The 24,115-nt window shown below is 68.3% G+C and carries 21 protein-coding genes; 17 read left to right on the top strand and 4 right to left on the bottom strand.

The annotated features are described in order from the left end of the window. Positions 1-5: 5 nt before the first annotated feature. Entirely contained in the window at positions 6-647 is a 642-nt protein-coding gene (locus tag LGM42_RS09580) for a GntR family transcriptional regulator (protein ID WP_226232088.1), read from the bottom strand. Positions 648-777: 130 nt separating this feature from the next. On the opposite strand from LGM42_RS09580, the gene LGM42_RS09575 reads away from it, so the two are divergent. After that, entirely contained in the window at positions 778-1,254 is a 477-nt protein-coding gene (locus LGM42_RS09575) for an OsmC family protein (protein ID WP_226232087.1), read from the top strand. Between the two features lie 18 nt (positions 1,255-1,272). Here LGM42_RS09575 and LGM42_RS09570 read toward each other — a convergent pair whose 3' ends face one another. Beyond that, the gene (locus LGM42_RS09570) at positions 1,273-2,223 is read right to left on the bottom strand and encodes a LysR family transcriptional regulator (RefSeq protein WP_060317723.1); all 951 of its coding nucleotides are present in this window, start codon (positions 2,221-2,223) and stop codon (positions 1,273-1,275) included. A 114-nt stretch (positions 2,224-2,337) separates the two neighbouring features. Between LGM42_RS09570 and LGM42_RS09565 the strand changes: the two genes are divergently transcribed. The 7 genes from LGM42_RS09565 (at position 2,338) to LGM42_RS09535 (ending at position 10,774) form a co-directional block, all read left to right on the top strand. Next, positions 2,338-4,089, top strand: coding sequence for an IlvD/Edd family dehydratase (locus LGM42_RS09565; protein ID WP_059581572.1), 1,752 nt, complete (start codon positions 2,338-2,340; stop codon positions 4,087-4,089). A gap of 115 nt (positions 4,090-4,204) precedes the next feature. After that, positions 4,205-5,134, top strand: a complete 930-nt coding sequence (locus tag LGM42_RS09560; RefSeq protein ID WP_059581575.1) for a dihydrodipicolinate synthase family protein — start codon at positions 4,205-4,207, stop codon at positions 5,132-5,134. Between the two features lie 25 nt (positions 5,135-5,159). After that, complete coding sequence (locus LGM42_RS09555) at positions 5,160-6,089, top strand: Gfo/Idh/MocA family protein (protein WP_059581578.1); 930 nt, start codon at positions 5,160-5,162, stop codon at positions 6,087-6,089. Positions 6,090-6,180: 91 nt separating this feature from the next. Next, positions 6,181-7,194, top strand: a complete 1,014-nt coding sequence (locus LGM42_RS09550; RefSeq protein WP_059581581.1) for an arabinose ABC transporter substrate-binding protein — start codon at positions 6,181-6,183, stop codon at positions 7,192-7,194. A 20-nt stretch (positions 7,195-7,214) separates the two neighbouring features. Beyond that, on the top strand, positions 7,215-8,765 hold the full coding sequence (gene araG, locus LGM42_RS09545) for an L-arabinose ABC transporter ATP-binding protein AraG (protein WP_059581583.1): 1,551 nt from the start codon (positions 7,215-7,217) through the stop codon (positions 8,763-8,765). A gap of 30 nt (positions 8,766-8,795) precedes the next feature. Further along, positions 8,796-9,821: an L-arabinose ABC transporter permease AraH gene (araH, locus tag LGM42_RS09540; RefSeq protein ID WP_059581586.1), complete on the top strand. Its 1,026-nt coding sequence runs from the start codon at positions 8,796-8,798 to the stop codon at positions 9,819-9,821. Positions 9,822-9,871: 50 nt separating this feature from the next. After that, positions 9,872-10,774: an SMP-30/gluconolactonase/LRE family protein gene (locus LGM42_RS09535; RefSeq protein WP_226232086.1), complete on the top strand. Its 903-nt coding sequence runs from the start codon at positions 9,872-9,874 to the stop codon at positions 10,772-10,774. A 73-nt stretch (positions 10,775-10,847) separates the two neighbouring features. On the opposite strand, the gene LGM42_RS09530 is transcribed toward LGM42_RS09535, so the two are convergent. Beyond that, the gene (locus LGM42_RS09530) at positions 10,848-11,165 is read right to left on the bottom strand and encodes a hypothetical protein (protein WP_226232085.1); all 318 of its coding nucleotides are present in this window, start codon (positions 11,163-11,165) and stop codon (positions 10,848-10,850) included. Between the two features lie 366 nt (positions 11,166-11,531). Between LGM42_RS09530 and LGM42_RS09525 the strand changes: the two genes are divergently transcribed. The 7 genes from LGM42_RS09525 to LGM42_RS09495 all read left to right on the top strand — a co-directional run bounded on the left by LGM42_RS09525 (position 11,532) and on the right by LGM42_RS09495 (position 20,941). After that, entirely contained in the window at positions 11,532-12,071 is a 540-nt protein-coding gene (locus LGM42_RS09525; RefSeq protein ID WP_081083365.1) for a MarR family winged helix-turn-helix transcriptional regulator, read from the top strand. Positions 12,072-12,300: 229 nt separating this feature from the next. Further along, entirely contained in the window at positions 12,301-13,131 is an 831-nt protein-coding gene (locus LGM42_RS09520) for a p-hydroxycinnamoyl CoA hydratase/lyase (protein ID WP_059581593.1), read from the top strand. 70 nt (positions 13,132-13,201) lie between these two features. Then, positions 13,202-14,650, top strand: coding sequence for an aldehyde dehydrogenase (locus LGM42_RS09515; protein ID WP_226232084.1), 1,449 nt, complete (start codon positions 13,202-13,204; stop codon positions 14,648-14,650). Then, entirely contained in the window at positions 14,647-16,554 is a 1,908-nt protein-coding gene (locus tag LGM42_RS09510) for a feruloyl-CoA synthase (protein ID WP_413227409.1), read from the top strand. Before LGM42_RS09515 ends, LGM42_RS09510 begins: the two co-directional genes overlap by 4 nt. Positions 16,555-16,769: 215 nt before the next feature. Further along, the gene (gene mhpT / locus LGM42_RS09505; RefSeq protein ID WP_060011188.1) at positions 16,770-17,975 is read left to right on the top strand and encodes a 3-(3-hydroxy-phenyl)propionate transporter MhpT; all 1,206 of its coding nucleotides are present in this window, start codon (positions 16,770-16,772) and stop codon (positions 17,973-17,975) included. Positions 17,976-18,043: 68 nt separating this feature from the next. Beyond that, the gene (locus tag LGM42_RS09500; protein ID WP_226232082.1) at positions 18,044-19,183 is read left to right on the top strand and encodes a porin; all 1,140 of its coding nucleotides are present in this window, start codon (positions 18,044-18,046) and stop codon (positions 19,181-19,183) included. 33 nt (positions 19,184-19,216) lie between these two features. Next, positions 19,217-20,941, top strand: a complete 1,725-nt coding sequence (locus tag LGM42_RS09495; RefSeq protein ID WP_226232081.1) for a tannase/feruloyl esterase family alpha/beta hydrolase — start codon at positions 19,217-19,219, stop codon at positions 20,939-20,941. Between the two features lie 63 nt (positions 20,942-21,004). Here the strand turns inward: LGM42_RS09495 and LGM42_RS09490 are convergent, their stop codons facing one another. Next, positions 21,005-21,481: an Lrp/AsnC family transcriptional regulator gene (locus LGM42_RS09490; protein WP_060317742.1), complete on the bottom strand. Its 477-nt coding sequence runs from the start codon at positions 21,479-21,481 to the stop codon at positions 21,005-21,007. A gap of 179 nt (positions 21,482-21,660) precedes the next feature. On the opposite strand from LGM42_RS09490, the gene LGM42_RS09485 reads away from it, so the two are divergent. Next, entirely contained in the window at positions 21,661-22,893 is a 1,233-nt protein-coding gene (locus tag LGM42_RS09485; RefSeq protein WP_060968191.1) for a diaminopropionate ammonia-lyase, read from the top strand. A 29-nt stretch (positions 22,894-22,922) separates the two neighbouring features. Then, complete coding sequence (locus LGM42_RS09480) at positions 22,923-24,107, top strand: M20 aminoacylase family protein (RefSeq protein ID WP_060317934.1); 1,185 nt, start codon at positions 22,923-22,925, stop codon at positions 24,105-24,107. Positions 24,108-24,115: the final 8 nt, after the last annotated feature.

The following is a 24,115-nucleotide window of genomic DNA, read 5'->3' as shown; positions in this document are numbered from 1 at the left end:
CCGCCTCAGCCGCCTTCGACGAGCCGCAGCACGATGTTTCTTGCCGACTCGAGATGCGCGACCGTCATCACGCGTGCCGCGCGTGCATTGCGTTCGCGACATGCCTGCAGAATTGCTTCGTGCTCGACCTGGAACGACGGCGTGTCCGCGAGCAGCGTGGCCTGCAGGCGCTCGTAACGTTCGACCTGGCCGCGCAGTTCGGCGATCGACTTCAACTGCCGCGCGTTGCCGCAGCACGAATACAGCAATGCGTGGAATTCACGGTTCAGCTCGCCCTGCCGGCGCGGCGCGGTTGCATCGCCGAGCAGCCGATGCACGAGCTCGGCGCGCGCGAGCGTTTCGTCGTCGAGCCGCTTCACGCTGCGGTAGATCGCATCGCCTTCGAGCAGCACGCGCAGATCGTAGATTTCCTGCACGTCCGATGCGCTCAGCATGCGCACGACCGCGCCGCGATTCCGGAAGATATCGAGCAAACCTTCGCGCTCCAGCCGCTGGATTGCCTCGCGCATCGGGATCCGGCTGATGCCGAACCGCTCGGCCAGGTCGCGCTCGACGAGCCGCTCGCCGGCCGCCAGCTCGCCGTTGATGATCATGTCGCGCAGCGACGCGGCGATCGCGTCCGCCGTGGAGTCGAGTTTGGCTTCCATGCGTGCCTGTTCGCTAATTTTGGTATAATGGTATACCAAACGACCATCCAGTGCCACAATGGCGACCATCGACGGGCTGCACGCAACGGCGTTCGGCCCGGTGGGGCAACCAACATCAATGGAGAGCGAAATGGCATCTGGCGAACACCGGTATCGCGTCGCGGTGGAGTGGACGGGCAATCGCGGCACCGGCACGTCCGGCTATCGCGAGTACGGCCGCGATCATGTGATCCGGGCCGGTTCGAAGCCGGATATCCCCGGTTCGTCGGACCCGGCGTTCCGCGGCGATGCCGCGCGCTGGAACCCCGAAGACCTGCTGCTCGCGTCGGCATCGGCATGCCACAAGCTCTGGTATCTGCATCTGTGCGCCGAGGCCGGCATCCGCGTGCTGGCCTACGTCGACCACGCGGAAGGCACGATGGTCGACAGCGCTGAAGCCGGGCGCTTCACTGAAATCGTGCTGCGCCCGCGGGTGACGATCCGGGCGGGCGACGATCGCGCGCTCGCCGAGCGGCTGCATCACGATGCGCATGCGAAGTGCTATATCGCGAATTCGGTCAATTTTCCGATTCGTTGCGAGCCGGTGATCGAGTTTGCCGCGGAGTAGGAAACCGCGGGTGCGCCGTCACAGCACGGCGCCGTAAACCTCCCCCGCCGCCGCCCGAATCGCCTCGACCATCACCGCCACCGCCGGCGAATGCAGCCGGTCGGTGCGCGTGATGATCCCGAAATCGTCCATCCGGCAATCCATCTCCAGCGGCAGCACCGTGACGATCCCGTGCCGCGCGTAGTAGTGCGCGACGTCCTCGGCGAGCACCGCGATCATGTCGCTCTGTTCGAGCAGTTGCGTGATGAACAGCAGCGCCGAGGTTTCGACGAGGTTCGCCGGCGGCGCGAGGCTCGCGCGCTGGAACACGAGCTCGAAGCGGTGGCGCAGCACGCTGCCGGCCGGCGGCACGACCCACGCGGCGCGTTGCACGTCGGCGAGCGCCAGCGGCGCGTGCGCGAGCAGCGGGTGGCCGGGCCGCACGACGGCGGCCACCGACTCGCCGGTCAGCGGCTCGTAGCGCAGGCGCAGCTTGTCGTGTTCGGCGGACAGCCGGCCGAGCACGATGTCGATCTTTTCCTGCGCGAGGTGTTCGAGCAGCACGTTGCTGGTATCGATCTCGACCGACACGTGTAGGCCCGCATGCGTACCCTTTACCGCCGCCACGGCCGGCGGCACGAGCCGCAGGCCCGGCGACGTGATCGCGCCCACCGCCACGTGGCCGAGATGGCCGGCCTTCAGCGCGGCCAGTTCCTCGCGCGCCTGGTCGAGGCTGCCGAGCGCCGCGCGCGCGTGGCGGATCAGCGCGTCGCCGTACAGGGTCGGCCGCATCCCGCGCGGCAGGCGCTCGAACAGCACCGCGCCGATCGATTCCTCGAGCTCGCGCAGCAGCTTCGACGCGGCCGGCTGGGTCATGTTCAGCGCGGCCGCCGCGCGGTGAATGCTGCCTTCGTCGGCGAGCGCGACGAGCAGCAGCAACTGGCGCGTCTTCAGGCGGGCGCGGTTGCCCCACGGGCTGGCTTCGGTCATCGTACGGGTTTATATCGATATCGGAATCGATATCGTAATCGCCTAAATCGTCATTAGCCAGTTATCAAAATTCTGCCTAGACTGCGCCGGTATCCCGTCACCACAGGACTGACGATGTCGGCAACAAAACCCAGGCTGCGCTCCGCTCAATGGTTCGGCACGAACGACAAGAACGGCTTCATGTACCGAAGCTGGATGAAGAACCAGGGCATTCCCGATCACGAATTCGACGGCCGGCCGATCATCGGCATCTGCAACACGTGGTCCGAACTGACGCCATGCAACGCGCACTTCCGCAAGCTCGCCGAGCACGTGAAGCGCGGGATCTCGGAAGCAGGCGGCTTCCCGGTCGAGTTCCCGGTGTTCTCGAACGGTGAATCGAACCTGCGGCCGTCGGCGATGCTCACGCGCAATCTTGCATCGATGGACGTCGAGGAAGCGATCCGCGGCAACCCGATCGACGCGGTCGTGCTGCTCGCCGGCTGCGACAAGACGACGCCCGCGCTGCTGATGGGCGCGGCGAGCTGCGACGTGCCGGCGATCGTCGTGTCGGGCGGCCCGATGCTGAACGGCAAGCTCGAAGGCAAGAACATCGGTTCGGGCACGGCCGTGTGGCAGTTGCACGAAGCGCTGAAGGCCGGCGAGATCGACGTGCATCACTTCCTGTCGGCCGAAGCCGGCATGTCGCGCTCGGCCGGCACCTGCAACACGATGGGCACCGCGTCGACGATGGCGTGCATGGCCGAGGCGCTCGGCGTCGCGCTGCCGCACAACGCGGCGATTCCGGCCGTCGATTCGCGCCGCTACGTGCTCGCGCACATGTCGGGCATCCGGATCGTCGAGATGGCGCTCGAAGGGCTCGTGCTGTCGAAGATCCTGACGCGCGCGGCGTTCGAGAACGCGATCCGCACGAACGCGGCGATCGGCGGCTCGACCAACGCCGTGATCCACCTGAAGGCGATCGCCGGTCGCATCGGCGTGCCGCTCGAGCTGGAAGACTGGATGCGCATCGGCCGCGACACGCCGACGATCGTCGACCTGATGCCGTCGGGGCGCTTCCTGATGGAGGAGTTCTATTACGCGGGCGGGCTGCCGGCCGTGCTGCGCCGGCTCGGCGAAGGCGGGCTGCTGCCGCACCCGGACGCGCTGACGGTCAACGGCAAGTCGCTGTGGGACAACGTGCGCGAAGCGCCGAACTACGACGAAGAAGTGATCCGCCCGCTCGACCGGCCGCTGATCGAGGACGGCGGCATCCGCATCCTGCGCGGCAATCTCGCGCCGCGCGGCGCGGTGCTGAAGCCGTCGGCGGCGAGCCCCGAACTGCTCAAGCATCGCGGCCGCGCGGTGGTGTTCGAGAACCTCGACCACTACAAGGCGACGATCAACGACGAAGCGCTCGACATCGACGCGAGCTCGGTGATGGTGCTGAAGAACTGCGGGCCGCGCGGGTATCCGGGCATGGCCGAGGTCGGCAACATGGGGCTGCCGCCGAAGCTGCTGCGCCAGGGCGTGAAGGACATGGTGCGGATTTCCGATGCGCGGATGAGCGGCACCGCGTACGGCACGGTCGTGCTGCACGTCGCACCGGAAGCGGCCGCGGGCGGCCCGCTCGCGGCCGTGCGCAACGGCGACTGGATCGAACTCGACTGCGAGGCCGGCACGCTGCATCTCGACATCACGGATGAAGAACTGCAGCGCCGCCTGTCGGACGTCGATCCGACCGCGGCGCCGGGCGTGGCCGGCCAGCTCGGCAAGGGCGGCTATGCGCGGCTGTATATCGATCACGTGCTGCAGGCCGACGAGGGGTGCGACCTCGACTTCCTGGTCGGCACGCGCGGCGCGGACGTGCCGAGCCATTCGCATTGAGCGGCGGGCGGCGCGACGTGCGCCGCCGCCGATGGTGGGCCTTCCCGGCCCGCGCTTCATGAAACCATGAACGCATGACGGCCGGCGACAACCGGGCCGAAGCAGGACGCGAACCATGACATCGAGCAGCACGCCGCGCTATCGCGGCATCTTTCCCGTCGTCCCGACGACGTTTACCGACACCGGCGAGCTCGACCTCGCGAGCCAGAAGCGCGCGGTCGACTTCATGATCGATGCGGGGTCGGACGGCCTGTGCATCCTCGCGAATTTCTCCGAGCAGTTCGCGATCACCGACGACGAACGCGACGTGCTCACGCGCACGATCCTCGAACACGTCGCCGGCCGCGTGCCGGTGATCGTCACGACGTCGCACTACGGCACGCAGGTGTGCGCGGCGCGCAGCCTGCGCGCGCAGCAGCTCGGCGCGGCGATGGTGATGGCGATGCCGCCGTATCACGGCGCGACGTTCCGCGTGCCGGAGGCGCAGATCTTCGAGTTCTATGCGCGCGTGTCGGATGCGATCGACATCCCGATCATGATCCAGGACGCGCCCGCGAGCGGCACGCCGCTGTCCGCGCCGTTCCTCGCGCGGATGGCGCGCGAGATCGAACAGGTCGCGTACTTCAAGATCGAGACGCCCGGCGCCGCGAACAAGCTGCGCGAGCTGATCCGGCTCGGCGGCGACGCGATCGAGGGGCCGTGGGACGGCGAGGAAGCGATCACGCTGCTCGCCGATCTCCATGCGGGCGCGACCGGCGCGATGACGGGCGGCGGCTTTCCGGACGGCATCCGGCCGATCCTCGAAGCGTTCCGCGAAGGCCGGCACGACGATGCGTTCGCGCATTACCAGACGTGGCTGCCGCTGATCAATCACGAGAACCGCCAGTCCGGGATCCTCACCGCGAAGGCGCTGATGCGCGCCGGCGGCGTGATCGCGTGCGAGCGGCCGCGGCATCCGATGCCGGAACTGCACCCGGACACGCGCGCGGAACTGCTCGCGATCGCGCGCCGGCTCGATCCGCTCGTGCTGCGCTGGGCGCGCTGAGCGATTCGCGAAGGAGAGACGCACGATGAGCAATCCAATTTCGCTGGGCGTGATCGGGATCGGCAAGATCGCCCGCGACCAGCATTTGCCGGCGATCGCCGCCGAACCGGGCTTCGCGTTGACTGCCTGCGCGAGCCGTCACGCGGAAGTCAACGGCGTGCGCAATTATCCGGATCTGAACGCGCTGCTCGCCGCCGAGCCCGAGCTCGACGCCGTGTCGCTGTGCGCGCCGCCGCAGGTGCGCTACGCGCAGGCGCGCGCCGCGCTCGAGGCCGGCAAGCACGTGATGCTCGAGAAGCCGCCGGGTGCGACGCTCGGCGAAGTGGCCGCGCTGGACGCGCTGGCGCGCGAGCGCGGCCTCACGCTGTTCGCGACCTGGCATTCGCGCTGCGCGAGCGCGGTGGAACCGGCGCGCGCGTGGCTCGCAACGCGCACGATCCGCGCGGTGCAGGTGCGCTGGAAGGAAGACGTGCGGCGCTGGCATCCGGGGCAGCAGTGGATCTGGGAACCGGGCGGCCTCGGCGTGTTCGATCCGGGCATCAACGCGCTGTCGATCGTCACGCGGATCCTGCCGCGCGAGCTCGTGCTGCGCGAGGCGACGCTCATCGTGCCGAGCGACGTGCAGACGCCGATCGCGGCCGAACTCGATTGCGCGGATACCGACGGCGTGCCGGTGCGCGCGGAATTCGACTGGCGGCACGGCCCGGTCGAGCAATGGGAAATCGCGGTCGACACGGCCGACGGCGTGCTCGCGATCAGCCGCGGCGGCGCGCAATTGTCGATCGCGGGCGAGCCGGTCGAGATCGGGCCCGAACGCGAGTATCCGGCGCTGTATGCGCACTTTCGTGCGCTGATCGCGCGTGGCGAAAGCGACGTCGACGTGCGGCCGCTGCGGCTCGTCGCCGACGCCTTCCTGTTCGGCCGACGCGTGCAGACCGACGCGTTCGGCCGCTGAACCTGCGTGCGCGCACCGCCTCGGGCGCGCACGACGAACGATTGATTACGGACACACATCACGGCATCGGCCGACACAAAGGAGACACCACATGAACCGCACGACTCACACGATCCGTCGACATACCCTGCGCGCGCTGCTGGCCGCGCTGTGCATCGCGCCGCTCGGCATGCAGGGCGCCGCGCACGCCGACGCGCCGCTGAAGATCGGCTTCCTCGTGAAGATGCCCGAGCAGGCGTGGTTCATCAACGAGCAGAACGCGGCGTCCGCGCTCGGCCAGAAGGAGAACTTCTCGGTCGTGAAGATCGGCACGCCGGACGGCGAGAAGGTGCTGGCCGCGATCGACAACCTCGGTTCGCAAGGCGCCCAGGGCTTCGTGATCTGCGCGCCGGACGTGCGCCTCGGGCCGGCGATCGCGTCGCGCGCGAAGCGCTACAACATGAAGTTCGTGACCGTCGACGACCAGCTCGTCGATTCGAGTGGCAAGCCGCTGCCGAACGTGCCGCACCTCGGGATGTCGGCGACCAAGATCGGCAACCAGGTCGGCCAGGCGATCTCCGACGAAATGAAGCGGCGCGGCTGGAAGCCCGAAGAAGTCGGCGCGCTGCGGATCACCAATTACGAGTTGCCGACCGCGAAGCTGCGCACCGACGGCGCGACGCAGGCGCTGCTCGCGAACGGCTTCCGCAAGGAGAACATCTTCGACGCGCCGCAGAAGACGACCGACGACGAAGGCGGCTTCAGCGCGGCGGCACCCGTGCTCGCCCGCCATCCGAACGTGAAGAAATGGGTGATCTACGCGCTGAACGAGGAAACCGTGCTCGGCGCGGTGCGCGCGACGGAACAGCTGCACATCCCGGCGGCCGACGTGATCGGCGTCGGCATCAACGGTGCGGGCGAGGCGTTCGCCGAATTCCAGAAGAAGGAGCCGACCGGCTTCTACGGGACGATCGCGGTCAGCTCGACGAACCACGGCAAGGACAGCACGCAGAACCTCGTCGACTGGATCCGCAACGGCAAGGTGCCGCCGGCCGACACGCAGACGAGCGGCAAGCTGATGACGCGCACGAACTGGCAGGCCGTGCGCGCCGAGCTCGGCATCTGAGCGGGCGAGGCGAGAACGCGATGACGATGCAGACGATGACGGCCGCGTCCGCCGGCCACGGCGCCGAAGCGGGCACGCCGCCGAGCGGCGCGCTGCTCGCGCTCGACGGCATCACCGTGACGTTTCCGGGCGTGCGTGCGCTCGACACGGTGTCGCTGTCGGTGCGCGCGGGCGAAGTGCACGGGCTGATGGGCGAGAACGGCGCGGGGAAATCGACGCTGCTGAAGGTGCTGTCCGGCGTGAACCAGCCGCAGGCCGGCACGCTGACGCTGAACGGCACGGTGCAGCGCTTCGCGTCGACCCGCGCGGCGCTCGAGGCCGGCATCGCGATCATCTACCAGGAGCTGCATCTGGTGCCCGAACTGACGGTCGCGGAGAACCTGATGCTCGGACAATTGCCGAGCCGGGCCGGCGTGGTCGACGAGCGCGCGCTCGCCGCGCGCGCGCTCGATGCGCTGGAGCGGCTGGGCGAGCATATCGATCCGGGTATTCCGGTGAAGTATCTGTCGATCGGCCAGCGCCAGATGATCGAGATCGGCAAGGCGCTGATGCGCGACGCACGCGTGATCGCATTCGACGAGCCGACGAGCTCGCTGTCCGCGCGCGAGACCACGCAACTGTTCCGGATCATCCGCGCGCTGCGCGCGGAAGGCCGCGCGATCATCTACGTCACGCACCGGATGGAGGAAGTGTACGAACTGTGCGACCGCGTGACCGTGTTTCGCGACGGCCGCCGCATCGACACGTTCGATTCCGTCGCCGATCTCGACCGCGACCGGTTGATCGGCTGCATGGTCGGCCGCTCGATCGAGGACGTGTACGGCTACCGGCCGCGCACGGCCGGCGACGTGCTGATCGAGGCGAAAGGGTTGACGGGGCCGGGGCTCGCCGAGCCCGTGTCGTTCACCGCGCGGCGCGGCGAGATCGTCGGCTTCTTCGGGCTTGTCGGCGCGGGCCGCTCGGAACTGATGAAGCTGCTGTACGGCGCCGCGCGCCCGAGCGCGGGGCACGTCGAGCTGAACGGCAAGCGGGTCGCGTTCGGCAGCCCGCGCGACGCCGTGCGCGCCGGCATCGCGCTGTGCCCGGAAGACCGGAAACAGGAGGGCATCGTCGCGATCGCGTCGGTGGCCGACAACCTGAACATCAGCGTGCGCCGTCATTTCAGCCCGGCGCGCGTGCTGCTCGACGGGCGGCGGGAACGCGAGCTCGCGCAGAAATACATCGAGCGCCTCGCGATCAAGACCCGCGACGGCGACACGCCGATCGGCGCGCTGTCGGGCGGCAACCAGCAGAAGGTCGTGATCGCGCGCTGGCTGGCCGAGCGCATCGACGTGTTCCTGATGGACGAGCCGACGCGCGGCATCGACGTCGGCGCGCGCGCGGAAATCTACAACCTGTTCTACGAGCTCGCGGAAGCGGGCCGCACGGTGATCCTCGTGTCGAGCGATCTGGCCGAGGTGATCGGCGTGTCGGACCGCATCATCGTGATGAAGGAAGGACGGATCGCGGGCGAGGTCGACAAGGCGCACGCGACGCCCGACGCGCTGATCAAGCTCGCGCTGCCGCGCTAGCGGCGAGCAGTCAACCGGAAAGCAACTGATATGAGCCAGGCAATGCAACCCCAACGTACCTCCCCATCCCCGGATGCCGCCGCCGCGGCCACGCCCGCGCGTCCGCGCGGCGGCGTGTGGCAGCTGATCAACCGTTCCGGCATCGTGATGGTGTTTCTCGTGCTGTTCGCGGTGCTGTCGCTGACCGTGCCGGACTTTCTCACGCCGCGCAACATCCAGGGCCTGCTGCTGTCGGTCACGCTGATCGGCTCGATCGCGGTGACGATGATGTTCGTGCTCGCGTTAGGCGAGGTCGACCTGTCGGTCGCGTCGATCGTCGCGTTTTCCGGCGTCGTCGCGTCGACGCTGATCACCGCGACGCACAGCGTCGTGCTCGGCATCGCGGCCGGCGTGCTCGCCGGCGGTGCGGTCGGGCTCGTGAACGGCGTGCTGATCGCGCGCTGGCGGATCAACTCGCTGATCGTCACGCTCGCGATGATGGAAGTCGTGCGCGGCCTCGCATTCATCACGTCGAACGGCGACGCGGTGATGATCTCCGAGGAGCGCTTCTTCGATCTCGGCGGCGGGTCGTTCCTCGGCATCTCGTTTCCGATCTGGAGCAACATCGTCGGCTTCGTCGTGTTCGGCTTCCTGCTGCGCAAGACGGTGTTCGGCAAGAACGTGCTGGCCGTCGGCGGCAACGGCGAGGCCGCGCTGCTCGCGGGGCTGCCGGTGATGCGCATCAAGATCACGGTGTTCGTGCTGCAGGGGCTCGTGACCGGCTTCGCGGGCGTGATGCTTGCGTCGCGGATGAGCCTCGGCGATCCGAAGACGTCGGTCGGCCTCGAACTTGGCGTGATCTCCGCGTGCGTGCTCGGCGGCGTGTCGCTGACGGGCGGCGTCGCGACGATCTCCGGCGTGCTGGTCGGCGTGCTGATCATGGGCTCGGTGCAGGACGCGATGAGCCTGTTGAACGTGCCGACCTTTTACCAATATCTGATACGCGGCGGAATTCTGTTGCTCGCGGTGCTGTTCGACCAGTATCGTCGCAACCAGCGGCGCGCGATGAAGATCTGATGTCGACCACGCGCGGCCGCCTGCAAATACGACGAATATCGGGAGACGGCATGCAACAGACTCATCCGGCCGCGTCGGCGACGCTGCTGGCCGACAGCCGCAACACGCTCGGCGAAGGCGCGACGTGGTGCGACAGGACGCACGCGCTGTACTGGGTGGATATCGAAGGCGCGCAGCTGTGGCGCTGCCGCGCGGACGGTTCGGACCTCGTGCAATGGGCGATGCCCGAACGGCTCGCGTGCTTCGCGCTGACCGACGATCCGGATGTGCTGCTCGTCGGGCTCGCGACGCATCTTGCGTTCTTCGATCTGCGCAGCGGCGCGTTCACGCGGATCGTCGACGTCGAACCCGAGTTGCCGACGCGGCTGAACGACGGACGCTGCGATCCGTTCGGCGCGTTCGTGTTCGGGATGAAGGATGAGGGGGGCGATCCGCCGCGCGCGGTCGGCGGGTTTTATCGGCTCAATGCCGATCTCACGCTGGAGCGGCTTGCGCTGCCGCCGGCCGCGATCGCGAACAGCATCGGGTTCTCGCCGGACGGCACGAAGATGTATTTCTGCGATTCGCTGGTGCGCGAGATTTTCGTGTGCGATTACCGGGCGGGCGGCGATGTCGCGAACGTGAGACCGTTCGCGCGGCTGACCGATGCCGATGGCGATCCGGACGGGTCGATCGTCGATCGCGACGGCGGGCTTTGGAACGCGCAGTGGGGCGGGCGAAGGGTGGTGCGTTATGGGGCCGACGGTGTCGAGACGGACCGCGTGGCGGTGCCGACCGCGCAGCCGAGCTGCGTGGCGATCGATGGCGAAGGCAGGCTGTATGTGACGAGTGCGCGTGTTGACCTGAGCGATGACGCGCTGGCCGGCGATGCGCACGCGGGTGGTGTGTTCGTCGCGCAGACGCGCTATGCGGGGTTGCCGACGGCGCGGTTTGCGGGCACGCGTACCGGATGAAGTGACGCAGAAAAATGAAAGCCCCTGGCTTGTGAAGGTTCGGGGGCTTTTCTTTCACGCACAATCACCACAATTAAAATAAAGGTAATCGGGCGCGAATCCAATCCCATTTGGTGGGCGGAATCGCAAGCAACTGCATCACATCACTGCTTGAGCTATCGTAATATACGATCCCGCCCACCCCATCTACCAATTCTCGCTCGGTTGCCGAATTTACGTAGTATGAAAAATAGCGTTGAGCGCGCAATTCTCCACTCCCATCGAAAAGCTGAAGTCTCACTTCATGTCCGTTCCGAATATTCGCGCCGCACAATTTTGCATAATATTCCACGCCTCCAAATTCCTTCTTGCCCCCATTTAGTTCTTTTTCAAAAAAAATCGCATTGGCCATAATTTGGCCTGGTCATGTGAATGGAAAGGCCAGTCACCAAAAACACGAGAATGGCTAGCGCAATGATTCGAGGGGTGCAAATCTGAATATCTCGTCCTATATTAGCCATTGTTGGATCCAGTATCACGGGCACTTCGCCCAGTGAAGATTGAAATGATGCTCTTCTTATACCTTATCGCGAAATGACGAACCATTTTAAATATGCCAATCGATTATTTTTGGTAATTTAATTGGTGTGTTGATCGATAATTTCGTACTTATACGAGGAAACTGAGAACATGGAGGTACGCTGAGAGTGAGATCGCTACTATGCGTTCGCCCCCGACCTGCTGGTAAGATGGCCCGCAATTCCATCCAGCACGCGCCATGAGTCCCACCTCGACCAAGCCCGCGAATCCGAAAAACGCCGCGACGAGCGCCACGGCAGGCGCCGTAAAGAACGCCGCGAAAAGCGCCGCCCGCGCCCCGGGCGACAAGCCGAAGCCGCGCGTGCAGCAGCGCCTGACCTACGTGATCGGCGGCCTCGACCGGCTGCTGCGCCGTCACATGACCGACGCGCTCGCACCGCTCGGCATCACGCTCGCGCAATACACGGCGCTGTCGGTGCTCGAGGCGCGCGGCGCATCGTCGAACGCGCAACTGGCCGAACGTTCGTGGATCACGCCGCAATCGGCGAACGAGGTGATGAGCGTGATGGCCGCGCGCGGTTTCGTCACGCGCGAAGCCGACCCGTCGCACGGCCGCATCATCCTGCTGAAGCTGACCGACGCCGGCGCGGCGATGCTGCGTGAATGCGAAGCCGTGCTGCGCCCGCTCGAAATGCGTATGCTCGGCGACATCTCGGCCGACGACGCCGCGCACGTGCAGCGCGCGCTCGAACTGTTCTCGCGCAACCTGCGCGGCTGATCGGCTCCGACCCTTCACGACGCGCGGCCCGGGCGGCGCGCGTCTGCTTCGCTTCCCCGCCTCCCGGCGGCTGACCGTTCCCCGATTCCTCCGTTTTCCCGCTTTCCGCTCCGGGTTTACACCGGCGCTCATGCCGCTTGCAATATCAGGTAGCCTGATATTAAATGAAGTCGTCCGCAGCAGGGATGCTGCGCACCGAATCGCACAGGAACGAACGACAGGAACAGACATGAGCAAGTACGACAACCGCTGGCAGACCGTTGAACTGAAAGTGGAGGCCGGCATCGCGTGGGTGACGCTGAACCGCCCGGAGAAGCGCAACGCCATGAGCCCGACGTTGAACCGGGAGATGCTGGAAGTCCTCGACGCGGTCGAGTTCGACGACGAAGCGAAGGTGCTGGTGCTGACCGGCGCGGGCGCCGCGTGGACGGCCGGCATGGATCTGAAGGAATACTTCCGCGAGATCGACGGCGGCTCCGACGCGCTGCAGGAAAAGGTGCGCCGCGACGCGTCGGAATGGCAGTGGCGCCGCCTGCGGATGTACAACAAGCCGACGATCGCGATGGTGAACGGCTGGTGTTTCGGCGGCGGATTCTCGCCGCTCGTCGCGTGCGATCTCGCGATCGCGGCCGACGAAGCGGTGTTCGGGCTGTCGGAGATCAACTGGGGCATCCCGCCGGGCAACCTCGTCAGCAAGGCGATGGCGGACACCGTCGGGCATCGCCGCGCGCTGCACTACATCATGACCGGCGACACGTTCACCGGCGCGGAAGCGGCCGAGATGGGCCTCGTGAACAGCAGCGTGCCGCTCGCCGGCCTGCGCGACGCGACGATCGCGCTCGCCGCGCGGCTGATGGACAAGAACCCGGTCGTGCTGCGCGCGGCGAAACACGGCTTCAAGCGTTCGCGCGAGCTCACGTGGGAGCAGTGCGAGGATTACCTGTATGCGAAGCTCGACCAGGCGCAGCTGCGCGATCCGGAACGCGGCCGTGAACAGGGGCTGAAGCAGTTCCTCGACGACAAGACGATCAAGCCGGGCCTGCAGGCATACAAGCGCTGATACGGCGCGAACGCAGCCGCCGATATAACCGCGGACGTAACCGCAAGAGACAGGCAGGGCAGGAGACGACATGACCGACAGACGGATGCTGATCGGCGGCGAGTGGTGCAACGCTCGCGACGGCCGCACCTTCGACCGCTTCAACCCCGCGACGGGCGCGCTCGCATCGCGCGCACCGGCGGCCGGCCTGGCCGATGCCGACGCGGCGATCGACGCCGCGCACCGCGCGTTCCCCGCATGGGCGGCGCTCGCGCCGACCGAGCGCCGCCGGCTGCTGCTGAAGGCGGCCGACCTGATGGACGCGCGCATCGACGCGTTCGTCGCGACGGGCGTGGCCGAAACCGGCGCGACGCCGGGCTGGCTCGGCTTCAACGTGACGCTCGCGGCGAACATGCTGCGCGAGGCCGCGTCGATGACGACGCAGATCGCCGGCGACGTGATCCCGTCCGACGTACCGGGCAATCTCGCGCTCGCGATGCGCGTGCCGTGCGGCGTGGTGCTCGGCATCGCGCCGTGGAACGCGCCGGTGATCCTCGGCACGCGAGCGCTCGCGATGCCGCTCGCATGCGGCAACACGGTCGTGCTGAAAGCGTCCGAGGCGTGCCCGGGCGTGCACGCGCTGATCGGCGCGGTGCTGGACGAGGCGGGGCTCGGCGCGGGCGTGGTGAACGTGATCACGCACGCGGCGGCCGACGCGCCCGAGCTCGTCGAGCGGATGATCGCGCATCCGCATGTGAAGCGGATCAACTTCACCGGATCGACGCACGTCGGCCGGATCATCGCGCGCCACGCGGCCGCGCACCTGAAACCGGTGCTGCTCGAACTCGGCGGCAAGGCGCCGGTACTGGTGCTCGACGATGCCGATCTCGATGCGGCGGTCGACGCGATCGCATTCGGCGCATTCTTCAACCAGGGGCAGATCTGCATGTCGACGGAGCGCGTGATCGCGGCGCGGCCGATCGCCGATGCACTCGTCGAGCGGCTCGCCGCGAAGGCGCGCACGCTGGTTGCCGGCGATCCGCTGGCCGGCCATCCGCTCGGCACGATGGTCGATGCGTCGGCCGCCGCGCGCGCGGCGTCGCTGGTCGAGGATGCGCGCGCACTGGGCGCGCAATTGCCGCTCGGCTGCCGCGTGGAAGGCGCGACGATGCAGCCCGCGATCGTCGACGGCGTCACGCGCGACATGCGCCTGTATCGCGAGGAATCGTTCGCGCCGGTGGTGGCGATCCTGCGCGCGGACAGCGACGACGAAGCGGTCGAGCTCGCGAACGACAGCGAGTTCGGCTTGTCGGCGAGCGTGTTCAGCCGCGATATCGCCCGCGCGATGGCGGTCGCGCGCCGGATCGAATCGGGGATCTGCCACGTCAACGGGCCGACCGTGCACGACGAGGCGCAGATGCCGTTCGGCGGCACGAAGGCGAGCGGCTACGGCCGCTTCGGCAGCCGCGCGTCGATCGCCGAATTCACCGAGCTGCGCTGGATCACCGTGCAGACCACGCCGCGCCACTATCCGATATGAGCGAGCCGACGATGAATGCAGAGAAGGCGCCGCTTCAGGCTGGCCAACACGCCGGCGGCGTACGCTATCGCGCGGCCGCCGTCGCGGTCGGCGCGGCCGAGATTCGCCGCGCCGACGACGGCACCTGGTACCTGCGCTCGCGCGAGCCGCTCGGCGATTACCCGACGCGCATCACCGACTGCCTCGTGCGCGGCGCGCAAGCGCACCCCGACCGCGTGCTGGCCGCGCGGCGCGGCGCCGACGGGCACTGGATCGAGATCACCTACGCGCGGATGCTCGAACGCGCGCGCGCGCTCGGCCAGGGCCTCGTCGATCTCGGGCTGTCGGCCGAGCGTCCGCTCGCGGTGCTGTCCGGCAACGATCTCGAGCATCTGCAACTGATGTTCGCGGCGATGCTGGCCGGCGTGCCGTACTCGCCGATCTCGCCCGCGTATTCGCTGGTGTCGACCGATTACGGCAAGCTGCGTCACACGCTCGGCGTGCTGAAGCCGGGCGCCGTGTTCGTCGCCGAACGCGCGCCGTTCGCGCGTGCGCTCGACGCGACGTTGCCGGCCGATGCGGTGCTGATCGTCGCGCGCGATGCCGATGCCGATGAGGACGGAAAGGCCCGCGCGGTGCCGCTGTCGCGCCTGCTCGCCACCGTCCCGCGCACGATCGACGCGATCCACGAGGCGGTCGGCCCCGATCATCTCGCGAAGATCCTGTTCACGTCCGGCTCGACGAAGCTGCCGAAGGCCGTGCCGACCACGCACCGGATGCTGTGCAGCAACCAGCAGATGCTGCGCCAGACGATGCCCGAGCTCACGCGCGAGCCGCCGGTGCTGGTCGACTGGCTGCCGTGGAATCACACGTTCGGCGGCAGTCACAACCTCGGCATCGCGCTGTACAACGGCGGCACGCTCTACATCGACGATGGCCGCCCGATGCCCGGCCGCTTCGACGAAACCGTGCGCAACCTGCGCGAGATCGCGCCGACGATCTACTTCAACGTGCCGAAGGGCTGGGAGGAGCTGACCGCCGCGCTCGAACGCGACGCCGAACTGCGCGACACGTTCTTCTCGCGCGTGAAGCTGTATTTCTTCGGCGGCGCGGGGCTGTCGCAGGCCGCGTGGGACCGGCTCGACCGCGTGACCGAAGCGCATTGCGGCGAGCGCATCCGGATCATGGCCGGCCTCGGGATGACGGAGGCGTCGCCGTCGTGCCTGTTCACGACCGGGCCGCTGATGCGCGCGGGCTATATCGGGCTGCCCGCGCCCGGCTGCGACGCGAAGCTCGTGCCGTGCGGCGGCAAGCACGAACTGCGCTTCAAGGGGCCGAACGTGATGCGCGGCTACTGGCATGCCGATGTCGATCCGCGCGACGTGTTCGACGAAGAAGGCTACTACCGCAGCGGCGACGCGGGCGTGTTTGCCGATCCGGAGCGGCCGGAGCTCGGGCTGATGTTCGACGGGCGGCTGACCGAGGATTTCAAGCTGAGCAGCGGCACGTTCGTCAGCGTCGGGCCGTTGCGCGCGAACGCGGTGTCGAGCGGCGCGCCGTACGTGCAGGACGTGGTCGTCACCGGGATCAATCGCGACGACATCGGCTTGCTGGTGTTTCCGCGCGTCGATGCATGCCGTGCGCTGGCGGGGCTCGCCGCCGATGCGTCCGTGACCGACGTGCTGCGCGCGCCGGCCGTGCGTGCGGCGTTCGCGGCGTGGCTGGCCGCGCTGAACCGGAACGCGAGCGGCGGTTCGACGTTCGTCGCGAGGATTCGGTTGATCGACACGCCGCCGTCGCTCGATCTCGGCGAAGTGACCGACAAGGGATCGCTGAACCAGGCGGCCGTGCAGAAGCATCGCGCGGCGACGATCGACGCGCTGTACGACCCGGCGCGGCGCGATCCCGACGTGATTTACGCGTGAGCAGCACGCGCGAGCAGTTACAGCGGTAAGCAGCACGCAGGCACAACGACCGGCCGGCCACGACACCGGCAGGCACTTTCGCGGCCAGTGAATCAGGCTGCCTGATAAAGGCGGCCGTTCATACGACACCTCGCGCGCCGAACCGCCACTGGCCGGCGGCGGCGCGCGGCGGCCGTTGCAGGGCCGACCGACCACAAAGACATGGGAATGGAGACATGAACACTTACGTTGCCGAAAAATCCACGGTCGCGACCACGCTCGCGCTGTGTTTCGCGATCGCCCTTCTCGAAGGGCTCGACCTGCAGTCGGTCGGCGTCGCCGCGCCGCGGATGGCGCGCGAATTCGGATTGAGCGTGTCGCAGATGGGCATCGCGTTCAGCGCGGGCACCTTCGGGCTGCTGCCGGGCGCGATGCTCGGCGGGCGGCTCGCCGACCGGATCGGCCGCAAGCGCGTGCTGATCGCATCGGTCGTGCTGTTCGGACTGCTGTCGATCGCGACCGCGCAGGTCTCGACGTTCGCGATGCTCGTCGTCGTGCGCGTGCTGACCGGCATCGGCCTCGGCGGCGCGATGCCGAACCTGATCGCGCTGTCGTCCGAAGCGGTCGAGCCGCGCTCGCGCAGCAGCGCGGTCGCGACGATGTACTGCGGGATTCCGTTCGGCGGCGTGATCGCATCGCTGATCGGCGTGCTGCTCGCCGGCGACACCGAATGGCGGCACATCTTCTACGTCGGCGGGGTGGGGCCGCTGCTGCTCGTGCCGCTGCTCGTGTGGTGCCTGCCGGAATCGCGCGCGTATCTCGACGTCGCCGGCACGCAGGCCGCGCGCATCAGCGTCGCACGCACGCTGTTCGGCGACGGCCGCACGACGTCGACGGTCGCGCTGTGGGTCAGCTACTTCTGCACGCTGATCGTCCTGTACTTCCTGCTGAACTGGCTGCCGTCGCTGATGGCGTCGCGCGGGCTCGATCGCGCGCACGTCGGCCTCGTGCAGATCGCGTTCAACGTCGGCGCGGGGCTCGGCGCGCTCGGCATCGGCGCGGCGCTCGACCGGATGCGCGCATCGCGCGTGGTCGGCGGCATGTACGTCGGGATCGTGCTGTCGCTCGCCGCGCTCGCGGCCGCGCCCGGCTTCGCGTCGCTCGCGGCGGCCGCGTTCGCCGCCGGGATGTTCGTCGTCGGCGGCCAGTCGGTGCTGTACGCGCTTGCCGCGATGTACTACCCGACCGCGATGCGCGGTACCGGCGTCGGCTCCGCGGTCGCCGTCGGCCGGCTCGGCTCCGTCGTCGGGCCGCTCGCGGCCGCGACGCTGCTGGCCGCGGGCCGCAGCGCGCCCGTCGTGATCGGCGCGAGCATCCCCGTCACGCTGGTCGCCGCCGTCGCCGCGCTGGTGCTGATCCGGCGGCCGCAGGCACACGACTGAATTCCGTTGCTTTCAACCCACCAGCGCCGACAGAGCGCGATATCGACACAGGTCTGGAGACATTCATCATGAAGCACACCAAAGCCTTGCTGGCGGCCAGCGCATGCGCGCTGGCCGCGACCGGCGCGCACGCCCAGTCGAGCGTGACGCTGTACGGGATCATCGACACGGGCGTCGAGTTCGTGTCGCACGCGAACGCGGCCGGCGATCACGTCGTGCGGATGCCGGGCGTGACGGGCGAACTGCCGTCGCGCTGGGGGCTGCGCGGCACCGAGGATCTCGGCGGCGGCTACCAGGCGGTGTTCACGCTCGAAAGCGGCTTCAACGTGCGCGGCGGCGATCTCGGGCAGGGCGGCCGGCTGTTCGGGCGGCAGGCGTTCGTCGGGCTGAAGAGCGGCTTCGGCACGCTCGCGTTCGGCCGCCAGTACACGATGACCTATCTCGCGCTGCAGGGTGCGGACATCATCGGCCCCGACATCTACGGGCTCGGCTCGTTCGACGCATACGTGCCGAACGGCCGCGCCGACAATGCGGTGACTTACGTCGGCACGTATCGCGGCGTGACGCTCGGCGCCGCGTATTCGTTCGGCCGCGACGGCGCGGGCACCGGCAATTCGCCGGGGCAGGGCACGTGCGCGGGGCAGGTGCCCGGCGACGCGGTGCAGTGCCGCAACTGGTCGGTGATGCTCAAGTACGACAGCGCGTATTTCGGCGCGGCGGCATCGTACGAGGAACAGCGCGGCGGCACCGGCGCGGCCGCCAACTTCTTCGACGGCGTGGCGCCCGTCCCGTTCACGAGCAGCGGCGGCAAGGATGCGCGCACGCACGTGAGCGCGTATGCGCAGGCGGCCGGCGCGAAGATCGGCGCGGGCTGGATCGGGCGGCGCGTGTCGACCGGTTCGCCGGCCGCGCCCGGCGCGCATTCGGACCTGTTCTTCGTCGGCGCGTCGTATGCGGTGAAGCCCGATTTCATCGTCGACGGCGAAGGCTACCGGATCGTCAACACCGCGCACGACACGCGCGCGACGATGGCCACGCTGCGCGCGACTTATCTGCTCACCAAGCGCACGGCCGTCTACGCGCAGTCGTCGTATCTGTGGAACAGCGCGCATGCGCGCTACTCGGTCAGCGGCGGCGGGCCCGGCACGACGCCCGGCGCGGGGATGGGGCAGCTCGGCGCGATGGTCGGCGTGCGGCACATGTTCTGATTCACCGGCGTGACGAACCGAACGGGAGTTATCTTGAACACGAAATCTGCATTCCTCTGTATTGCGCCGCTGTCCGCCGCCGCGATGCTCGCCGGGTGCGGCGGCGACGATTCGATCGGCGCCGCGCCCACGCACCTGAGCGCCGCGACGCCGGCCGCGATGACGCAAACGTGCGACGCGCTGGCCGCGAAGCTCGCGTATGCGAACACGTCGTTTACGTCGGTGACGACTGCGGCGGCCGGCGCGCTGACGGTGGCCGGCAAGCCGGTCGCCGAGCACTGCGTGATCGCCGGCAAGATGAATCAGCGCGTGAGCGCGGTGGACGGCAACACCTATGCGATCGGCTTCGAGATGCGTCTGCCGAAAGCATGGAACGGCCGCTTCTTCTACCAGGCGAACGGCGGGCTCGACGGCAACGTCGTGACCGCGACCGGCGAGATCGGCGGCGGCGGGCCGCTGACCAATGCACTGAACCAGGGTTTCGCGGTGATCAGCTCGGATTCCGGGCACAGCGCCGCGCAGAATCCGCTGTTCGGCCTCGATCCGCAGGCGCGGATCGACTACGGCTACGGCGCCGTCGATGCGCTCACGCCGATGGCGAAGCAGGTGATCCGGCTCGCGTACGGCAAGGCGCCCGATCGCAGCTATTTCGGTGGCTGCTCGAACGGCGGCCGCCACGCGATGGTCACGGCGGTGCGCAACCCAGCCGACTACGACGGCATCATCGCGGGCGACCCGGGCTTCCATCTGCCGAAGGCGGCGATCGGCGAGATGTACGGCGCGCAGCAGTTCGCGAAGATCGCGTCGGCCACCGGGGCGAACGGGCTGCCGGATATCCGCAGTGGTTTCAACGATGCGGAGCGCCAGTTCGTCGGCGCGAAGATCCTCGACAAATGCGATGCGCTCGACGGCGCGGCCGACGGGATGGTGCAGGACGTCGCCGCGTGCCAGGCGCACTTCAGCATCGATGCCGATATCCCGACCTGCGCGAACGGCACGCGCACGGGCGCCTGCCTGACGCCCGCGCAGAAAGCCGCGCTGGCGAACGTGTTCGCCGGCGCGCGCAACAGCGCGGGCACGGCGCTGTACGCGAGCTTTCCGTACGATCCGGGCGTGGCCGGCAGCGGCTGGGCCGCGTGGAAGCAGTCGAATTCGATCGCGCTCGATCCGGCGGCGATGGCGTTCACGTTCATGACGCCGCCGAAAACCGCCGCGACGCTCGCGAACCTCGCCGGCTTCGCGCTCGGTTTCGACATGGACAACGACGCGCCGGCGATCTTCGCGACGAACGGCACGTACACGCAATCATCATGGTCGTTCATGACGCCGCCCGACGAGACGAACCTCGCCGCGCTGAAGGCGCGCGGCGCGAAGCTGCTCGTCTATCACGGCACGGGCGACCCGGTGTTCTCGTTCAACGACACGCGCGACTGGTACGCACAGGTCGCGCAGGCGAACGGCGGCGATGCGTCGAGCTTTGCACGCTTCTATCCGGTGCCGGGGATGAACCACTGCTCGGGCGGGCCGGCGGCCGACCAGTTCGACATGCTGACCCCGCTCGTCGCATGGGTCGAGCAAGGGCAGGCGCCGGCGGCGATCGTGGCGACCGCGCGCGACGCGACGAACGCGGTGCCGAACGCGGAAGTGCCCGCATCGTGGGGCGCGGGGCGCACGCGGCCGCTGTGTCCGTATCCGCAGGTCGCGCGCTACAACGGCGCGGGCGACGTGAATTCGGCGGCGAGCTTCAGTTGTCGTTGACGTAGCCGTCGACGGGAAGCGGCCGGCGCATGCAGTCGCGCGCCGGCCGTTTCGTCGTTGCGTTCACTCGCCGGCATCGACCGGCACGTCGAGCCCGACCTTCACGCGGCTCATGCTCACGAGCGTCTTGAACCGCTTCACGTTGTTGTTCGCGAAGAACAGCTCGCGCGTGAGCGCGTTGTACTGATCCATGTTGCGCACCGCGAGGATCAGCACGAAATCCCATTCCCCCGTCACGTAGTAGCACTGCTGGATCTGCGGGCAGCGCTCGAACGCGCGCTTCATCGCGTCGAGCTGGTCGATCTGCTCGCTTTCGACCTCCACGTTCACGACGATCGTCAGCGGATGATCGACCTTGTCCGGCGCGACGACGGCCGTATAGCGCTCGATCACGCCGGCTTCCGCGAGGCGCCGCAGCCGCCGGTTCACGGCGGCGGTCGACAGGTTGACGCGCGCGCCGAGCTCGGCCTGCGGCGTCTGCGCGTCGCGCTGGACTTCCATCAGCAGCTTGCGATCGAACGGATCGAGAGAGGTCGTCATGATGGCGCGTGAAGCTTCGAAAGAATGAGAAATTTTTGCGTTCAGGTCGTAAGTTTGGCGATTTTTTTGACCAGCGTACGCAATATTATTTTCCCAACCGACCGCAAGCGCAACTCGCGCCTGCCCGATCCGACCCACCCGACCGCCGCCCGCGCGGTCCCGATCCGGAGCCTTCCGTCATGCTCATCGCCAACCCGCGCGCGTCGCGCACCGCCTACCCGAACGCGCTGCGCCGCGTGATGAACATCGCGTCGGCCGACGAAAGCGGTGCGTGGCTCGCGCACTGGCCGCTCGTCGGCAATGCGCGCACGCCGTTGCGTGCGCTGCCCGATCTCGCCGCGCGGCTCGGCGTCGCGAGCGTCAGCGTGAAGGACGAGTCGTGCCGTTCGCCGCTCGGCAGCTTCAAGGCGCTCGGTGCGCCGATCGCGCTGGTGCGGCTCGTGAAGCGGCTGCGGCGCACGCAGGCGCTCGATCCGCAGGGGCTCGTCACGGGCCGCTACGCGTCCGAGCTGGCCGACCTGACGGTGATCAGCGCGACCGACGGCAATCACGGCCGCGCGCTGGCCGCCGCCGCGCGCGCGATCGGCTGCGGCTGCGTGATCGTGCTGCACGCGAACGTCGACGCCGAGCGCGAACGCGCGATCTCGGCCTACGGCGCGCGGATCGTGCGCATCGCGGGGAACTACGACGAATCGGTCGTCTGCGCGGCGCAGCTCGCGCAGGCGAACGGCTGGTACGTCGTGTCGGATACGTCGTACGACGGCTACGAAGCGATTCCGCGCGACGTGATGCAGGGCTACGGCGTGATCGCAGCCGAAGCCGCCGCGCAGGCGGCGGAGGACGACGGGCGGCCGTTCACGCACGTGTTCCTGCAGGGCGGCGTGGGCGGCCTCGCCGCGGGCGTCGCGAGCTACCTGTGGGAGCGCGACGGCGTGCAGCGGCCGCGCTTCGTCGTCGTCGAGCCGCGCCAGGCCGATTGCCTGTACCAGAGCGCGCTGGCCGGGCGCGCGACGAAGGCGACCGGCAGCGTCGATTCGGTGATGGCGGGGCTCGCGTGCGGCGAGGCATCGCCGCTCGCGTGGGATTTCCTCGAGATGTGCATCGACCACTTCATGCTGATCGACGACGAAGACGCGGTGCAGGCAATGCGCGGCCTCGCGGCCGGCAGCGAACGCGACGTGCCGCTCGTCGCCGGCGAGTCGGGCGCGGCCGGCATCGCGGGGCTGGCCGTGCTGATGCGCGACCCGGCGCGCGCGCGGCAGGTCGGGCTCGATGCGAGCGCGCGCGTGCTGGCGATCAACACGGAAGGGGCGACCGCGCCGTCCGTGTACCGGCATTGCGTCGGCGAGACGGCCGATGCGGTGCTCGCGCGCCAGCGCGACTGGCTGAGCCGCGCGGCGGTGGCGGCCTGAACGACATGACGACCGACGAGGCGAACGCAATGGACACGATCGACACAATCGACGAAAGCACGCTGCAGGGCCAATTGAAGACGTGGCGCCGCCATCTGCACCAGTATCCCGAGACGGGATTCGAGGAAGTGAACACGTCGGACTACGTCGCGCGGATCCTGACGACGCTCGGGCTCGACGTGCATCGCGGAATCGGCGGCACGGGGCTCGTCGCGAACCTGACGGCCGGCACGGGCCGGCGCGCGATCGGCATCCGCGCGGACATGGACGCACTGAACATCGCCGAGCACGCGCCGGGCCGCGAACACGTATCGCGCACGCCGGGCAAGATGCATGCGTGCGGTCACGACGGCCACATGTCGATGGTGCTCGGCGCCGCGCGGCTGCTGGCCGAGCGCAAGGATTTCGACGGCACGGTGCGCTTCATTTTCCAGCCGGCGGAAGAGCATGGCCGCGGCGCGAAGGCGATGATGGCCGACGGGCTGTTCGAACGCTTTCCGGTCGACGCGATCTTCGGCGCACACAACATGCCGGGCATGCGCGCGGGCACGTTCTCGACACGTGCGGGCGGCATCATGGCGAGCGAAGACAATTTCGTGATCCGGATCGACGGGCGCGGCACGCATGCGGCGCGGCCGCACATGGGCATCGATCCGATCGTGATCGGCGCGCAGATCGTGCTCGCGCTGCAGACGATCGTGTCGCGCAATCTCGACCCGGGCCAGCAGGCGGTGGTGTCGTGCACGGAATTCATCACCGACGGGCTGCGCAACGTGCTGCCGTCGACCGTGACGATCAAGGGCGACACGCGCAGCTATTCGCGCGATGTGCAGGCGCTGCTGGAGACGCGGATGGCCGAGATTGCCGAAGGGGTCTGCCGCACGCACGGCGCGACCTGCACGTTCGAGTACACGCACGAGTTCGCGCCGACGGTGAACTCGCCGGAATGGGTCGATACGGCCGTGCAGGCCGCCGCGCACGTCGCGGGCGCCGACGCGGTGAACGCCAACGTGCAGCCGATGATGATCTCGGAGGATTTCGGCGCGTTCCTGCAGGCGGTGCCGGGCAACTTCGTGTTCATCGGCAACGGCGAGGCGGCCGGGCAGGGCGGCGTGCCGCTGCACAACGCGGCGTACGATTTCAACGACGAGATCCTGCCGGTTGGCGCGCGGTATTTCGCGGAGGTGGCGCGGCGCGCGTTGCGGGCCGCGTAGCGGGGCGG

The sequence above is a fragment of the Burkholderia sp. AU39826 genome (assembly GCF_020419965.1).
Lineage (GTDB): Bacteria > Pseudomonadota > Gammaproteobacteria > Burkholderiales > Burkholderiaceae > Burkholderia > Burkholderia semiarida.
Note: the sequence above shows the minus strand (reverse complement) of the source record. Positions and strands in the feature narration are given on the sequence as shown.

What these genes read in the sequence shown, in the direction of transcription:
- LGM42_RS09580 (WP_226232088.1), bottom strand. Translation starts at nt 647, where the DNA reads ATGGAAGCCAAACTCGACTCCACGGCGGACGCGATCGCCGCGTCGCTG.
- LGM42_RS09575 (WP_226232087.1), top strand. Translation starts at nt 778, where the DNA reads ATGGCATCTGGCGAACACCGGTATCGCGTCGCGGTGGAGTGGACGGGC.
- LGM42_RS09570 (WP_060317723.1), bottom strand. Translation starts at nt 2,223, where the DNA reads ATGACCGAAGCCAGCCCGTGGGGCAACCGCGCCCGCCTGAAGACGCGC.
- LGM42_RS09565 (WP_059581572.1), top strand. Translation starts at nt 2,338, where the DNA reads ATGTCGGCAACAAAACCCAGGCTGCGCTCCGCTCAATGGTTCGGCACG.
- LGM42_RS09560 (WP_059581575.1), top strand. Translation starts at nt 4,205, where the DNA reads ATGACATCGAGCAGCACGCCGCGCTATCGCGGCATCTTTCCCGTCGTC.
- LGM42_RS09555 (WP_059581578.1), top strand. Translation starts at nt 5,160, where the DNA reads ATGAGCAATCCAATTTCGCTGGGCGTGATCGGGATCGGCAAGATCGCC.
- LGM42_RS09550 (WP_059581581.1), top strand. Translation starts at nt 6,181, where the DNA reads ATGAACCGCACGACTCACACGATCCGTCGACATACCCTGCGCGCGCTG.
- araG (WP_059581583.1), top strand. Translation starts at nt 7,215, where the DNA reads ATGACGATGCAGACGATGACGGCCGCGTCCGCCGGCCACGGCGCCGAA.
- araH (WP_059581586.1), top strand. Translation starts at nt 8,796, where the DNA reads ATGAGCCAGGCAATGCAACCCCAACGTACCTCCCCATCCCCGGATGCC.
- LGM42_RS09535 (WP_226232086.1), top strand. Translation starts at nt 9,872, where the DNA reads ATGCAACAGACTCATCCGGCCGCGTCGGCGACGCTGCTGGCCGACAGC.
- LGM42_RS09530 (WP_226232085.1), bottom strand. Translation starts at nt 11,165, where the DNA reads ATGGCCAATGCGATTTTTTTTGAAAAAGAACTAAATGGGGGCAAGAAG.
- LGM42_RS09525 (WP_081083365.1), top strand. Translation starts at nt 11,532, where the DNA reads ATGAGTCCCACCTCGACCAAGCCCGCGAATCCGAAAAACGCCGCGACG.
- LGM42_RS09520 (WP_059581593.1), top strand. Translation starts at nt 12,301, where the DNA reads ATGAGCAAGTACGACAACCGCTGGCAGACCGTTGAACTGAAAGTGGAG.
- LGM42_RS09515 (WP_226232084.1), top strand. Translation starts at nt 13,202, where the DNA reads ATGACCGACAGACGGATGCTGATCGGCGGCGAGTGGTGCAACGCTCGC.
- LGM42_RS09510 (WP_413227409.1), top strand. Translation starts at nt 14,647, where the DNA reads ATGAGCGAGCCGACGATGAATGCAGAGAAGGCGCCGCTTCAGGCTGGC.
- mhpT (WP_060011188.1), top strand. Translation starts at nt 16,770, where the DNA reads ATGAACACTTACGTTGCCGAAAAATCCACGGTCGCGACCACGCTCGCG.
- LGM42_RS09500 (WP_226232082.1), top strand. Translation starts at nt 18,044, where the DNA reads ATGAAGCACACCAAAGCCTTGCTGGCGGCCAGCGCATGCGCGCTGGCC.
- LGM42_RS09490 (WP_060317742.1), bottom strand. Translation starts at nt 21,481, where the DNA reads ATGACGACCTCTCTCGATCCGTTCGATCGCAAGCTGCTGATGGAAGTC.
- LGM42_RS09485 (WP_060968191.1), top strand. Translation starts at nt 21,661, where the DNA reads ATGCTCATCGCCAACCCGCGCGCGTCGCGCACCGCCTACCCGAACGCG.
- LGM42_RS09480 (WP_060317934.1), top strand. Translation starts at nt 22,923, where the DNA reads ATGGACACGATCGACACAATCGACGAAAGCACGCTGCAGGGCCAATTG.